Origin of the sequence: Amycolatopsis australiensis, from assembly GCF_900119165.1 — a bacterium.
Classification (GTDB): Bacteria; Actinomycetota; Actinomycetes; order Mycobacteriales; family Pseudonocardiaceae; genus Amycolatopsis; species Amycolatopsis australiensis.
Genome location: NZ_FPJG01000006.1, coordinates 3,447,130 through 3,461,634, shown reverse-complemented (window position 1 = coordinate 3,461,634; position 14,505 = coordinate 3,447,130). Strand labels below are relative to the sequence as shown.

Here is a 14,505-nt window from a genome sequence, read left to right as displayed (position 1 = left end):
AAGGCCTCCCCGAAACCGACGTCTCGGGGAGGCCTTCTTCGTGCTCGGGTCAGCCCTGCGGCTGTTCGGCCACGGGCTGGACCGGCTCCGGTTCGGGCTCGGGCCGGGCCGGCTCGGCCGGCTGGCCGGCGCGGGGTGCCGGAACGCCCTCGGCGGCGATCGCGTCGAAGTGTTCACGGCACCAGCGGCCGTAGCGCCTTGCGTGCACAGTCATCGCGTCCACCTCCTCTCCACGGGCGATCCGGGTCATTCCCACAGAGTCCTCCGCCGGGGTACCGGATGCCAACAAATTTAAGCCGGACTTAACACACGGACGGGTGGTCGTCCACAGAGGACGGCGTCAGCCCGCGAACTCGCGCACGACCGTGCGGCAGAACGCCGGCAGGTCGTCCGGATTGCGGCTGGACACCAGGCCGTTGTCGACCACGACCTCTTCGTCGACCACCTCGGCGCCGGCGTTGCGCAGGTCGGTCCGGATGCTCGGGTACGACGTCAGCCGCCTGCCACGCACGACACCCGCTTCGACGAGCGTCCACGGACCGTGGCAGATCACCCCGACCGGCTTGCCGGCGCGCACGAAATCGCCGACGAACTTGACCGCGTCGGGATTCGTGCGCAGATTGTCCGGATTCATCGTGCCGCCGGGCAGCAGCAGCGCGTCGAAGTCGCCGACCTCGACGTCGGCCACCTTCCGGTCGACCGGGAAGCGGTCACCCTTGTCGATGTCGCCGTTCATCGCCTGGATCTCGCCGGTGTCCAGCGACACCAGCTCCACCGTCGCGCCCTCCTCGAGGACGGCCTCGCGCGGCTTCTCCAGCTCGACCTGTTCGACGCCGTCCGCGGCCAGGATCGCGACCCGGCGCCCTTGCAGTGCGTTCGCCATGGGACTCCTGTCGTCGGAAACAAATGCGTCGGGAAATTACCCGCTCCGGCGACGGTCAAACCACGTCCACAAAGGACAGACAGGTCAATTCGAGCATTCCACGGCGAGCACGGCGATGTCGTCGTGGGCCGAGTTGCCCAGCCAGTCGCGCACGGCCTGGCGCAGCTGCCGCACCACCTCGCGGGCCGGCTCGCCCGCCGCGGCCGCCAGCACCCGGCGCAGCCGGTCGTCGCCGAACAGCTCCGTCTGGTCGTGCCGGTTGCGGGCCTCGGTGATGCCGTCGGTGTAGAGGACCAGGACGTCGCCCGGCTCCAGCCGGGCCGCCGCCTCGGCGAACCGGGCCTGCGGCGAGATGCCGACCAGCGTGCCCGGCACGGTGACCTCCTCGACCACGCCCGCGCGCCGGACGATCAGCGGCGCCGGGTGACCACCGGAGGCGAGCGTCAGCTCGACACCCTCGTCGACGGGCCGGGCCGTGCCGAGCACGAGCGTGGCGAAGCGGCTGCTGCCGCCGGCGATGAGCAGCTCGTTGAGCAGCCGCAGCAGCGTCCGGCCGTCGCGCTCGACCATGGCGAGCGCGGTCAGCGCGTGGCGCACCCGCCCGGTCAGCGCCGCGGCCTCGGCGCCCTTGCCGCAGATGTCGCCGAGGACGAGGAACGCGCTGCCGTCTTCATGCGGGAGCACGTCGAAGAAGTCGCCGCCGACCGCGAGGACCCCGCCCGCCGGCTCGTACCACGTTTCGAACCGGGCGCCCGCCAGCTCCGGCGGGTCGGCCGGGCGCAGCGTGGTCTCCAGGCCGCGGGTGGCCTCCTCCTGGCGGGCGTACCGCTGGGCGTTGGCCAGCGCCGTCCCGGCCGCCTTGGCGAACTCCGCCACCGCGCGGCCCTGCTCGGCGCCGAAGTCGGGGTCGCCGCGACGGCCCAGCAGCAGGACGCCGGTGACCCCGGCGCCGCCGCCGGGGTCCAGTGAGACCACCGTCACGTCGGCGTGGCCGGCGAACCGGTCGGCGACGATCGAGGGCAGGGTGGCGACCTCGGTCTCGGGGACCGGCGCGGCGCGTGGCTTCCCGGTGGCCGCGAACGCCGCCGCGAGCACCGGCGCGACCTGCGGCGGCACCCGCCGGATCCGGCCGTGACCGTGCGCGGACGGGCGCTCGCTGCTCCACCACTCCCACCGGCCGCGCGTGGTGGGCAGCAGCACGAAGGCGGTGTCGGCCAGCGCCGACGCGGCCAGCTCGGCGATCACGCGGGCGGTGCCGTGCCGGCCGCGCGCGCCGGCCAGCCGGGGACCGGCCTCGGCCAGGAAGTCGCCGACGTGCCGCTGCGGGATTTCGCCGGCGGTGACGGTCCAGGAGTGCCAGCCGCCGGGCAGCGCGCGGAGCCGGGCCGGGTGCCGGTGCCCCGCCACCTCGACGTGCCCGGACGTCACGCTCTCGGCGGCCGGGTGCAGCCGCGGCTCGGCGCCGCCGGCCAGCGCCCGTCCCGCCGGGTTCACCCAGCGCAGCACCCCGTCGGCGTCCTGCAGGAACACCGCGTCGCGCACGTCTTCGAGGACGGCCCGCCCGAAGGCGTCGAAGCCGGGCGGCGCGCCGTCACCGGTCATCGGCGGCAGGGCCGCGGACGCCGGGGCCGGACGTGACACCATGCACCGACCTCCTGCCTCCGGACTGCTGTCGCACGGCTACCGCGTGAGCGGGCGGACTGGCTCGAAGTGTAGGGCGAATCATGGCACGCTGGGTCGACGACCATGGCTGGCGCATGCGTGGTGGAGAGGGTCGGCACACATGACAACGGAATCCCAGAGCGAAGCGGCGGCGCTGGAGCGGCTGCTCGTGGCGGTGCGGGATCTCGGGGACGGCAACTTCCGCCGACGGCTCGTGCCGCACGGCGACGGCATCTCGGCGCAGCTCGCGGTCGCGTTCAACGACATCGCCGAACGCAACCAGCGGCTGGTCAGCGAACTGCTGCGGGTGCGCGCCGCGGTCGGCCAGGAAGGCAGGCTCGGCGAGCGGCTCGAAGGCCAGGTCGGCCCGGGCGGCTGGGCCACCGCCGTCGACTGCGTGAACGGCCTGGTCGAGGACCTCACCCGGCCGGCGATCGAGCTGGACCGGGTGCTCGGCGCGGTCGCCGACGGCGATCTGTCCCAGCCGATGAGCCTCACCCTCGACGGCCGCCCGCTGCAGGGCGCGTACGCCACGCTGGCGAAGACGGTCAACGGGCTCATCGCGCAGCTGTCCCGCTTCGCCGCCGAAGTGACGAGGCTCTCCCGCGAGATCGCGGGTGAGGGACGTCTCGGTGGCCAGGCCGTCGTCCCGGGCGTGTCCGGCACCTGGCGGGACCTGACCGACTCGGTCAACTTCATGGCCGACAACCTCACCGAGCAGGTCCGCAACATCGCCCAGGTCACCACCGCCGTCGCGCGCGGCGACCTGACCCAGAAGATCAACGTCGACGCCCGCGGCGAGATCCTCGAGCTCAAGAACACCATCAACACGATGGTCGACCAGCTCTCGGCGTTCGCCGACGAGGTCACCCGGGTCTCCCGCGAGGTGGGCTCCGACGGCAAGCTCGGCGGCCAGGCCCGGGTGCCGGGCGTCGCCGGGACGTGGCGCGACCTGACCGACTCGGTGAACCTGATGGCCGACAACCTCACCGAGCAGGTCCGCGGGATCTCGCAGGTGGCGACCGCGGTGGCCAGCGGCGACCTGACGAAGAAGATCGACGTCGACGCCCGCGGCGAGATCCTGCAGCTGAAGAACACGCTGAACACGATGGTCGACCAGCTCTCGGCGTTCGCCGGCGAAGTCACGCGTGTGGCGCGCGAGGTCGGCAGCGAGGGCAAGCTGGGCGGGCAGGCCGAGGTGCCCGGCGCCGCCGGGACGTGGCGCAGCCTCACCGACTCGGTCAACCAGATGGCCGACAACCTCACCGACCAGGTCCGCAACATCTCGCACGTGACCACGGCCGTGGCGAAGGGCGACCTGACGCAGAAGATCACCGTCGATGCCCGCGGCGAGTTCTTCGAGCTCAAGACGACCATGAACACCATGGTGGACCAGCTGTCCGCGTTCGCCGACGAAGTCACCCGGGTGGCGCGCGAGGTGGGCACCGAGGGTCAGCTGGGCGGCCAGGCGCAGGTTCCCGGCGTCGCGGGCACCTGGCGCGACCTCACCGGCTCGGTGAACTTCATGGCGAACAACCTGACCACCCAGGTGCGCAACATCGCCCAGGTCGCGACCGCCGTCGCGCGGGGTGACCTGACCCAGAAGATCGCGGTCGACGCGCGCGGCGAGATCCTGGAACTCAAGAACACGCTGAACACGATGGTGGATCAGCTGTCCGCGTTCGCGGACGAAGTCACCCGGGTGGCGCGCGAGGTCGGCACCGAAGGGAAGCTCGGCGGCCAGGCCACCGTGCCCGGGGTCGCCGGGACCTGGAAGGACCTGACCGACAACGTCAACTCCATGGCGAACAACCTGACCGACCAGGTCCGGAACATCGCCCAGGTGACGTCGGCGGTCGCGAAGGGCGACCTGACCCAGAAGATCACCGTCGACGCGCGCGGCGAGATCCTGGAACTCAAGACGACGCTGAACACGATGGTCGACCAGCTGTCCGCGTTCGCCGACGAAGTCACCCGCGTCGCCCGCGAAGTCGGCACCGAAGGCATCCTCGGCGGCCAGGCGCGCGTCCGCGGCGTGGCGGGCACGTGGAAGGACCTCACCGACAACGTCAACGTCATGGCCGACAACCTGACCGACCAGGTGCGCAACATCGCCACCGTGGCGAGCGCGGTGGCCAACGGCGACCTGTCGAAGAAGATCTCCATCGACGCCCAGGGCGAGGTCGCGGCGCTGGCCGAGACGCTCAACGGCATGGTCGAGACGCTGCGCGCGTTCGCCGACGAGGTCACCCGCGTCGCCCGCGAAGTCGGCACCGAAGGCATCCTCGGCGGCCAGGCCCGCGTCCCCGGCGTGGCCGGGACCTGGAAGGACCTGACCGAGAACGTCAACTTCATGGCGCACAACCTGACCAGCCAGGTGCGCAACATCTCCCAGGTCACCACCGCGGTCGCGAAGGGCGACCTGACCAAGAAGATCGACGTCGACGCGCGCGGCGAGATCCTCGAGCTCAAGACCACGATGAACACGATGGTCGACCAGCTCTCGGCGTTCGCCTCGGAGGTCACGCGCGTGGCGCGCGAGGTCGGCACCGAAGGCAAGCTGGGCGGCCAGGCCGAGGTCGACGGCGTGTCCGGCACCTGGCAGCGGCTCACCGAGAGCGTGAACCGGCTGGCCGGGAACCTGACCACCCAGGTGCGCGCGATCGGCCAGGTCGCGACGGCGGTGACCGCGGGCGACCTGACCCGGCAGATCACCGTCGAGGCGAACGGCGAGCTGGCCGACCTCAAGGACAACATCAACCAGATGATCGCGAACCTCAAGGAGACGACGAGGACCAACCGCGAGCAGGACTGGCTGAAGACGAACCTCGCGCAGCTGTCGGGCCGGATGCAGGGCCACCGCGACCTGACGTCGGTGGCGTCGCTGATCCTGAGCGAGCTGGCGCCGCTGGTGCGCGCGCAGCAGGGCGCGTTCTTCCTGGCCCGCGACGACGACCGCGACGGCACGGTGCTGGAGTGCATCGCGGCCTACGGGCTCGCGCAGTCGCGCGCGGGGCTGCGGTTCGCGATGGGCGAGTCGCTGATCGGCCAGGCCGCCGTCGACCAGCGCACGATCCTCGTGCGGGACGCGCCGCCGGAGTACGCGCTGATCTCGTCCGGGCTCGGCTCGGCGGCGCCGGTGAACCTGATCGTGCTGCCGGTGCTGTTCCAGGGCGAGGTGCTCGGCGTGCTGGAGCTGGCCTCGGTCAACGAGTTCAGCACGGTCCACCAGGACCTGCTGGAGCAGCTGCGGCACACGATCGGCGTCAACGTGAACACGATCCTGTCGAACTCGCGGACCGAAGCGCTGCTGACGGAGTCGCAGCGCCTGGCGCAGGAGCTGCGGGCGCGGTCGGAGCAGCTGCAGGCCCAGCAGGGCGAGCTGCGGCGGTCCAACACCGAGCTGGCCGAGAAGGCCGCGCTGCTGGCCCAGCAGAACCGCGACATCGAGGTCAAGAACAGCGAGATCGAGCAGGCCCGCCAAGAGCTGGAGGAACGCGCCGGGCAGCTGACGGTGGCCTCGCAGTACAAGACCGAGTTCATGGCCAACATGTCGCACGAGCTGCGGACCCCGCTGAACAGCGCGCTGATCCTGGCGAAGCTGCTGTCGGAGAACCCCGAGGGCAACCTGACCGAGAAGCAGATCCAGTTCGCGAAGACGATCTACGCGGCCGGCTCCGACCTGCAGCAGCTGATCAACGACATCCTCGACCTGGCGAAGGTCGAAGCGGGCCGGCTCGACCTGCAGATGTCCGACGTCACGCTGCCGGAGCTGGTGGACTACGTCGAGTCCCTGTGCCGGCCGCTGACCGCGGACAAGGGCCTCGAGTTCGCGGTCCACATCGACCCGCCGGTGCCGGGCAGCGTCCACACCGACGAGCACCGGCTCCAGCAGATCCTGCGGAACCTGCTGTCCAACGCGGCCAAGTTCACCGACGAAGGCGGCGTCCGCCTGCACATCCGGGCCGCCGACCCGGCCGAGGTCGAGCAGGAGTCCCTCAAGAACGCGCCGGGCATCATCGCGTTCGCCGTCGAGGACACCGGGATCGGCATCCCGGAGGAGAAACTGGCGGTCATCTTCGAGGCGTTCCGCCAGGCGGACGGCACGACGAGCCGCAAGTACGGCGGCACCGGCCTCGGGCTGAACATCAGCCAGCAGCTGACCGAACTCCTGGGCGGCGAGCTGCGCGTGGTCAGCGAGCCGGGCGTGGGCAGCACGTTCACCCTGTACCTCCCGGTGGCGGCGGCCAACCTCGTCGACCCGGCGGTGACGGGCCAGACGGCACCCCGCCTCCCGGCGGTCCCGAGCACAGTGACGGTGGCGGCCCCCGACGTCGCCCCGAAGCGCTTCCACGGCGAAAAAGTCCTGATCGTCGACGACGACCTGCGCAACGTGTTCGCCCTGGCCGCGGTCCTGGAACAGGCCGGCCTCGAGGTGATCTACGCCGAAACGGGCGTCGACGGCATCCGCGCACTGGAACGCAACGAAGACACGGCACTGGTCCTGATGGACGTGATGATGCCCGAGCTGGACGGCAACGCCACCATCGCCGCCATCCGGGCCGAGGCCGCCAACGCCGACCTGCCCGTGATCGCCGTCACTGCCAAAGCCACCCCGGAAGACCGAGCCCGCACCCTGGCCAGCGGCGCCGACGAGTACATCACCAAACCGGTGGACACGGACAAACTGCTGGACGTGATCGCGGCCAAGCTGGAGGCGGACGCCGCATCCACCCGCGACGCCGCCGTCTCAGCCGATACCGCTGGTTGAGCGGGTGACGGGAATCGAACCCGCGTAGCTAGTTTGGAAGACTAGGGCTCTACCATTGAGCTACACCCGCGTGCCCCCGGGGTACCGGGTGCGTGTCCAGTTTAGCGGCACCCGCTAGGCTGACCACACACCCCCCTCGGGGTGTCACGGGATGTGGCGCAGCTTGGTAGCGCATCCGCTTTGGGAGCGGAGGGTCGCAGGTTCAAATCCTGTCATCCCGACCGGACGGGCTGGACCTGCGGGTCCAGCCCTTTTTCGTGCCGCCGGACGCGGCCCGGGAGCTAGCACAGCGCTCAGTGACACTTCGCTTTGAGAGTGACCACATGAGGACGCAGCCAGCCACTACACCCGCCCCAGCCTGGGCAAACGCCCTCATCGACGAGTGGTCGATGACGCTGGAATCCGAGGACAAGAGCCCCAAGACGATCCGGTGCTACACCCACGTCGCCCGGAAGTTCCACGCCTGGCCGGCCGAGCCCATCGCGCCGCTCGAGGCCGCCGACCCTCGTGCATGGCTCGACCGCCTGCCCACGCCACCGGAAGGCCCCGAAGACTACCGCGACGGGCACGTCAAGGCATCGATCGCCGACCGGCTGGCCACGACCAGCCCCGGTAACGCCAACAGCAACTAAGAAGGTACTCGCCGGATGCGCAGGCAAAGATTTCATCAACAGGCGCGACGAGGCGATCATCCGGCTGATCCGGGACACCGGCGGCCGCCTCTCCGAGATCGCGAACATCGACATGGAACGTGACCTAGACCCGCAACGGCGGGTTGTGAACGTTCTCGGCACGGGCGGAAGGTGGCGAGCCCTGCCCTTCACACCAGCTACCGGCAAGGCCATCGCCCGCTACATCCGCGTCCGGTCCCGCCATCCGCACGCCGATTCGGCAGCAAGGCTTTGGCTCGGCGAGCACCGACGGCGCACCCCGCTCTCGGACAACGGCATCAAAATCATGCTGCGGCGCCGAGGACGCGCCGCCGGCGCGCAAGGAGAAACTCGGCCGCGATCTGCACGCGCACCCTGGCCGCCACTTTCAGTCGCATCACTTCCTGAAAGCCGGCGGCAGCGAGGGCGATCTCATGCTGCGCAACGGCTGGACGACCCCGCAGATGGCGCGCCGATACGGAAAGAGCGCCGCGGCCGACCGGGCACACGAGGCCGCGGATCGTATTCGCGTCGGCGAACTTCTGCAGGAGTCCCAAGCGAACTCCCTGACCACGGAAGACCGCCACCTACCTGGTCGCTTGTGCCTATCCGATGACGGACGCGCCGACAACTTCGCATCGCGGGATGCAAGGGGCCGGCCTCGATCGCCAACTGGTTGAGACCACCTACCGGCCGGAGAAAGCAAGGCGGGATATCGGTCACCAGGCGACAACGTGGCGGCGGTGCGGATCGCTAAACGCCGAATCGGAACGAACCCGACGGCCCGCACTCTCTTCTCAGGCCAGGATTGTCCGGGCCGAGACGGCTCGAGCGTGCAGGACGACGGGGCGGTCGACCCACTGACCATCGTGGACGCCGACCGGCCCGTCACCGACCGCGGCACTACTCCTTTGGCCCACCGGAGCTCCGTCTCAGTGGGGGTGAAAGTCTCGTTCACCGGTGCGACCTGGCGAGGGTGGATGCAGAGTTTCCCGGTGAACCCGAGTTCGACGGCGTGCGCCAGGTCTGCTCGCAGCGCGCCGGTGTCGTCGAGGGTGGTGGTGACGCCGTCGAGCGGGGCTGGGCGGCCGTTGCGGCGGCGGCGATCACAACTGTGGAACGGGCGTGGTGCAGCGCCGTTCGGCAACGGTTGTCGACACCGAGCTGGGCGGCCAGCCCGCCGCACCTCGCAGCGTGCCGGTGGCGGTCTGCCGCCCAGGCCAACAGGCCGCTGCCTGGTAGCGGACCTCGGGCACCTTTTCGTCCAGGCGTCGCAGCGGCAACCGACGCTTACGCGACCGGCCGACGTCGACGCGCTGGTGGCCCTGCCAACCGACGCCGTCTTCGTGTCCATGCCGCCGATGCCACTCGAATACGAGGGCCGGGACGCCGCGGTGCCCTTCTGCGCGACCCTCCTGGACGCCGGCCGCCGATTCGACCTCGTGCCGACCCGGGCCAACGGCCAGCCGGCGTTCGTGGTCAATCCGCGTGGTCCGGACAGGATCCGCCACGGGACGGGGCTTGTTCGTGATCACCGTCGCCGGTGACCGGATCTGCGGCATGATTTGCTTCGAGAACAGTATGTTCCGGCGTTCGGGTCGCCGCGAAGCCGAGAGGGAGCGCAGTCATGACGGAGTGGTACGGGGTGCGGTGCGTCTTCCGGTGGACCGAAGCTGTGGAGCCGTCGTACGAGGAACGGGTCACGGTGTGGCACGCGGTCGACGTCGACTCGGCGCTGGCGCTGGCCGAGACGGAAGCGCGGGAGTACGCGAAGGAAATGGGGGCGACTTACGTAGGGCTCGCGCAGGCCTATGCGACGGGGAACGAGGAGCTGGTATCCGGCAGCGAGGTGTTTTCGCTGCTGCGTGACAGCGCATTGCCGCCGGAGGAGTACGTGGACCGTTTCTTCGACACCGGCGACGAACATCAGGGCACGGCCTGACCCGGCCGAGGGGCCGCCACACCGTCGGAAACCCGCGCCGTGCTCACGGACGCGCGCCGTCGAGCCGGGGAGCGAGGTGCTGCGCTACTCCCGGATTATGTGATCCGCGTGGAGAACCGTCGCCGGTGGAGCAGACGTGGGTGCGACTTGGCGTCTCACCCAGCTTCGCTGACGACGAGGCCCCGATCGCGACCTGGCACGCGTCCCTGCAATGGCGCAGGTCTGCGCGTAACCACCTCAGAGCGGCATACCACTGCTCCACCGACCTGCTTCCGTCCGGCCTCCCAGAGATGACGTCGTCCATCGCCTAACCGGCTCGGAACACTGGATGAGTCCGCGGAAATCTGCCCGCAGGCGGGAGCCGGCTGCGGACGACGGCCAGGTGGGATGGTCCTGCTGAACCCGAAGAACGTCCGGCGGAAATCGGGTCGACGACCTTGGGCCGAAACCTCAGAGATGTGATGCCCGCTGCGTCAAAGCTGAGACGTGAAGCGATGAACAGGGAAGGATCGGCACCGCCGGCGGCGAGGATGTTCTCCCGCCGCCGGCCGATCCGGCCGTCCACGAACCAGCGCCACCAGCACGTCCTCCGCCGCAGCGGCGACACACAACTTGGCAGCGTGGCCTCACCGTTCGGGACTTAAGACCTGGTCTCAAAACTCGGCGTGTCGCTAGGTGAACCAACGGTTCGCCCGTGGCTCCGTTCCGCCCGCCTGTGGGGCCCGGCCCGACGGGCCGGAGGTCTGTCAGGGAGACTGGGGGCCAGTGCCCGCCCTCTCGACCTGGAGCTTTTGATGCCGCAAGGGACCGTCCGTTGGTTCGACGCCGAACGTGGTTTCGGCTTCCTCGCGCCCGAGGACGGCTCGCCGGACGTGTTCGTGCACGCCTCCGAGATCGTCGGGGACGGCGGCGCGAAAGTGCTCCGCGAGGGTCAGGCCGTCGTGTTCGAGGTCGGCGAGAACGACCGCGGGCCCCAGGCGCTGCGCGTTCGCGTCACCGCCGATGCGGCCACCGGCAGCGCCGTGGGCCTGCTCGGCACCATCAACTGGTACGAGCCGGGCAAGGGGTACGGCTTCGCGTCGCCGGACGGCGGCGGCGCCGACATCTTCGTGCACAGCTCCGCCATCGTGACCGGCGGCGTGGTCACCGAGGGGCAGCGGGTGGCCTTCCTGATCGTCGAAGGCGAGCGCGGCCCGCAGGCCGGGCACGTGATCCCGCTGGGAGCAGGGGCCGGCTCACCCGCTGCGGCTGGTATCGCGGACGGTGCCGACGGCACGGTGGCCTGGTACGACGAGGACAAGGGCTTCGGCTTCATCAACCCCGACTCCGGCGCCGGGGACGTCTTCGTTCACGCCCGGGCCCTGGCCGAGGGGCTGACGTGGCTCGCGGAGGGCGACCGCGTCGCCTACGAGGTGGCCAGTGGAGACAAGGGCCCGCAGGCCCGCGACGTGCACCTGGTCCGGGGCGCCGAGCCCCAGACGGCGCCGCAGCGGTCGGCACCTGCCGCGGCCGCAGGGCCGGCGGCGCGGGACGTGCCCGTACGAGGCGGCGAGGGCGTCGTCGCGCGCTACGACGCCGACCGCGGCTTCGGCTTCATCACCCCGGACGCAGGCGGCGACGATCTCTTCGCCCACGCGTCCGTGATCATGGGGTCGGAGCCGCTGCAGAAGGGTGACCGGGTCCGGTACGCGGTGCGTCAGAGCGACCGGGGCCCGCAGGCCGACCGCGTCGAACGCCTCTGAAGAGGCGGCCCCACCGATGGCTGATCACTTCCCGACGAGAGTGCTCGTTCATCCCCGTCGATGGTGCCGTCAGCTACGCGGCGGCAGCCTCCTCCAGGAGATCGATCTCCCTCGTGGTGACGGGGGCCCCGTGCCGACCCGAGGACCTGCTCCGCGCTCAGAAGCTCACCCGTCACCCCCACCCGACGACACCGAGCTACCGATGTATCCCAAACGAGTGAATGGATGCGTTAGACCTGGTAGCAGAGCTCGATCTTTATGAGCCGGCGGACGTTGATCACGGTGCAGGCCAGCGTGAGTAGCGCCAGCGTGGTGCGTTCGGTCCGGTCGTAGCGCAGCCCGAGGCGTTTGAACCGCAGCAGCCAGGAGATGGTGCGTTCGACGACCCAGCGGACCCGGCCGAGGCGGGACGTGCCCTCAATCCCGCGCCGGGCGATACGGACCTTGATACCGCGGCGGGTCAGGCAGCGGCGTAGTCGTAGCCCTTGTCGGCGTGCAGCTTGTCCGGTCGGCATCGTGGCTGGCCCGCCCGGCCGTGGTGGCCGCGCACGGTCGGGTTCGTGTCCAGCAGCGGCTCGAACAGCATGCTGTCATGGGTGTTCGCCGCCGACAACATGATGTGCAGCGGTAGCCCGTTCGCGTCGTACAGAACGTGGTACTTGGAGCCGGCTTTACCCCGGTCAGTGGAGCTGCGGCCGGTCAGCTCGCCCCCCCCTTTTCGACCGCACCGATGTCGGACAGCTCGTCGAGGACGAGCTGGTGCAGCCGGTCCCAGACGCCGGCGTCCTGACACTCACGTCACCGCCGCCACGCGGTGTGCCCGGAACCGCATCCGAGCTGCCCGGGTAGGTCTCGCCAGCGGCAGCCGGTGTCGAGCACGAACAAGATCCCCTCCAGCACGGCACGGTCATCGATCCGGGCCGCCCACCCGGGCCGCGCGGCGCTGGTCGGGACGGGATCAGAGGTTCGATCAGCTCCCAGAGCCGGTCTTCGACCCGCCGCTGCTGCGTCGTCTTCGCCACGACTGCCCACGATCGACGACCAGGACCGGGCAGGTTACGCAGTGACACACCCTCAAGTTTTGAGACCAGGTCTAAGCCCACACAGAGTTGGCAGTCGGCGAGAACCGCAGCCGACTGGCTGCGAAAGCTCGGCACTCCACGAAATCCTGTACCAGCCGGAACCTGGTCAGGCCGACGACACCTTGCCAGCATTATGCCCCTGGGTGAGCAGCAACGCCTGCAGAGGATCCCGACATCGCGACACGCCTGCGCGCAGGCCTGTCAGCAGGCGAATCCAGCTTGATACAAAATAAGGTGCTTACGTGAACGGAACGCCAGGGTGGGACGCGGCTGTCGAGATCGGGATTGCCGCGTTCTGTGAGGACGTGCACTCGCCGAGTGACGACGAAGTCGTCGCTCGGCTGACCGGGGCCGGAGTCGAGGCTTGGCTGGCCGATCGGTTGCTGTACTTCCTGCCGATGGCCTACGTGCGGCGGCTGCTGCCGGACATTGCCTTCAAGGACACGCTCCTGACGCCCAGCCGGCGGGTGCGGCTCGAGACAGAACCGGTGTTCGCCGCCGCGCTCACCAGGGCGCAGCGGGCGGATGGGGACGAGCTCGAGCGCATCGCTCTCCGCAGCTCCGAAGCCTCCGCGGTCGCCAAGCTCGTCGACCGCGGCGCCAAACCGGAAACCCTCGTCTTGACCGAAACCGCGTTGACCGAGGACCTCGAGCCGGTCAGGCGAGGCGACGGCGGTGTGCCCTCACCCGCAGCCGCGTTCGAGGAGGTTCTGCGCGAACACGGCGTCCGGGCCGGCCGCCTGGCGAAAAGCGGCGCGCGGATCGATGCGCGGATCGTCGTCCACCCCTCGCGGCCCGGGGTTGTGCTGGCGCAGGTCGACTTCTCCCTCGCACACCCGGCGCTCGCCGTGCCCGCGCTGGTCGCGACGCTGCCCGGCAACGGCGCCACCTGGCGCGAGGCGATCGGCCAAGCCGTCTACAAATTCGCGACGAGCGCGCTCCACCCGCTCGTCGACGGCCTACTCAAACCGGGATCCGGCCACGGCTGCGTCGACCAAGACCGCTGCGACCACCCCACCGGCCCGTTCGACCTGGTGTCGAGCACCCAGCTGATGCTGCCCCGCGGCCGGTCGGCACCCGATCTGTGGCCATCGGTGGACGGGCTGCTCGACGCGCTGCGGGCCGAGTCCCTCACGCCGCAGGTGCACGGCCTCGGGGTCTACCTGCTCTACCAAGACGGCCAGGTGCAGACCACGGAAGTCCTGCTGGACAACGAACCCTGGCCCGCCGGCGAGGCCGCGGCGGCCGCCGGCCCCGCGCCCGTGCCGGACGGCGAGGTCACCGTCCGGATCTTCGGCCTGCTCGTCCCCGTGAACGAGAATGCCCGTGCCGGCCGGCGACAACGACCAACTCTGGTTCGCTGGGCGCGCGCTCGACGGGATGACGTCGATCCTCGCTGAGCTCGGCGGCGAACGCACCACGGCGGCCGCCGCTGCCGGGCCCGAACACGCCCCAGGTGTACTGACCCGTGAGGTTAGGGACGCGTCCGGCGGATGGACGGCCAACACGGGTCGTCTAGATTGCGCAAACTGACGACAACGTGCCACACGTCGCAGGTACTCGTCCGTCAGCCCTGGTATCGCGTTCGCCCGTCGACCGCCAGTCGCCGGCAAGCACCGCTGAAGGCTCACCAACCCGTGACGTAAACCAGCTGCGACCGGCGTCCGAGGGCGCCTGCCACCCGGTCATTCCGCCTCCCGGCCGCCATCACCCGCTCCTTGGCCCCCGGACCGAGCAAGGCGTGTCGTCCCCCTCCTGCATGAGTAGGCAAAG

9 protein-coding genes, 2 tRNA genes and 1 pseudogene are annotated in these 14,505 nt (G+C 70.1%); 7 read left to right on the top strand and 5 right to left on the bottom strand.

The features are described 5' to 3' along the window. Positions 1-49 precede the first annotated feature (49 nt). The 3 genes from BT341_RS45350 to BT341_RS17805 form a co-directional block, all read right to left on the bottom strand. A complete protein-coding gene (locus BT341_RS45350) occupies positions 50-214 on the bottom strand; it encodes a hypothetical protein (RefSeq protein ID WP_177328836.1) in 165 nt (54 codons plus the stop codon). Positions 215-340: 126 nt separating this feature from the next. Beyond that, on the bottom strand, positions 341-883 hold the full coding sequence (locus BT341_RS17810; RefSeq protein WP_072477372.1) for a type 1 glutamine amidotransferase domain-containing protein: 543 nt from the start codon (positions 881-883) through the stop codon (positions 341-343). 84 nt (positions 884-967) lie between these two features. Beyond that, the gene (locus BT341_RS17805; RefSeq protein ID WP_072477371.1) at positions 968-2,527 is read right to left on the bottom strand and encodes a SpoIIE family protein phosphatase; all 1,560 of its coding nucleotides are present in this window, start codon (positions 2,525-2,527) and stop codon (positions 968-970) included. Between the two features lie 139 nt (positions 2,528-2,666). Here BT341_RS17805 and BT341_RS17800 point away from each other — a divergent pair, with 139 nt between their 5' ends. Further along, the gene (locus tag BT341_RS17800) at positions 2,667-7,316 is read left to right on the top strand and encodes a HAMP domain-containing protein (protein ID WP_072477370.1); all 4,650 of its coding nucleotides are present in this window, start codon (positions 2,667-2,669) and stop codon (positions 7,314-7,316) included. Here BT341_RS17800 and BT341_RS17795 read toward each other — a convergent pair. Next, a tRNA-Gly gene (locus BT341_RS17795) sits at positions 7,316-7,386 on the bottom strand. The two genes, BT341_RS17800 and BT341_RS17795, sit on opposite strands and share 1 nt — an antisense overlap. Positions 7,387-7,463: 77 nt before the next feature. On the opposite strand from BT341_RS17795, the gene BT341_RS17790 reads away from it, so the two are divergent. The 5 genes from BT341_RS17790 to BT341_RS47315 all read left to right on the top strand — a co-directional run bounded on the left by BT341_RS17790 (position 7,464) and on the right by BT341_RS47315 (position 11,650). Further along, positions 7,464-7,537: transfer RNA gene (locus BT341_RS17790), tRNA-Pro, on the top strand. A 168-nt stretch (positions 7,538-7,705) separates the two neighbouring features. Further along, positions 7,706-7,948, top strand: a complete 243-nt coding sequence (locus BT341_RS46480; RefSeq protein WP_245805006.1) for a hypothetical protein — start codon at positions 7,706-7,708, stop codon at positions 7,946-7,948. A gap of 34 nt (positions 7,949-7,982) precedes the next feature. Next, positions 7,983-8,582: a tyrosine-type recombinase/integrase gene (locus tag BT341_RS47875; protein ID WP_425426480.1), complete on the top strand. Its 600-nt coding sequence runs from the start codon at positions 7,983-7,985 to the stop codon at positions 8,580-8,582. A 1,011-nt stretch (positions 8,583-9,593) separates the two neighbouring features. After that, positions 9,594-9,908, top strand: coding sequence for a hypothetical protein (locus BT341_RS17775; RefSeq protein ID WP_072477367.1), 315 nt, complete (start codon positions 9,594-9,596; stop codon positions 9,906-9,908). Between the two features lie 794 nt (positions 9,909-10,702). Beyond that, positions 10,703-11,650 carry a cold-shock protein gene (locus BT341_RS47315; RefSeq protein ID WP_072477365.1) on the top strand — a complete coding sequence of 316 codons (948 nt, stop codon included), beginning with the start codon at positions 10,703-10,705 and terminating at the stop codon, positions 11,648-11,650. A gap of 230 nt (positions 11,651-11,880) precedes the next feature. On the opposite strand, the pseudogene BT341_RS43555 reads toward BT341_RS47315, so the two are convergent. Beyond that, positions 11,881-12,672, bottom strand: a pseudogene (locus tag BT341_RS43555) (IS5 family transposase). Positions 12,673-12,974: 302 nt separating this feature from the next. On the opposite strand from BT341_RS43555, the gene BT341_RS17750 reads away from it, so the two are divergent. Continuing rightward, on the top strand, positions 12,975-14,132 hold the full coding sequence (locus tag BT341_RS17750; protein WP_177328835.1) for a DUF6348 family protein: 1,158 nt from the start codon (positions 12,975-12,977) through the stop codon (positions 14,130-14,132). Positions 14,133-14,505: the final 373 nt, after the last annotated feature.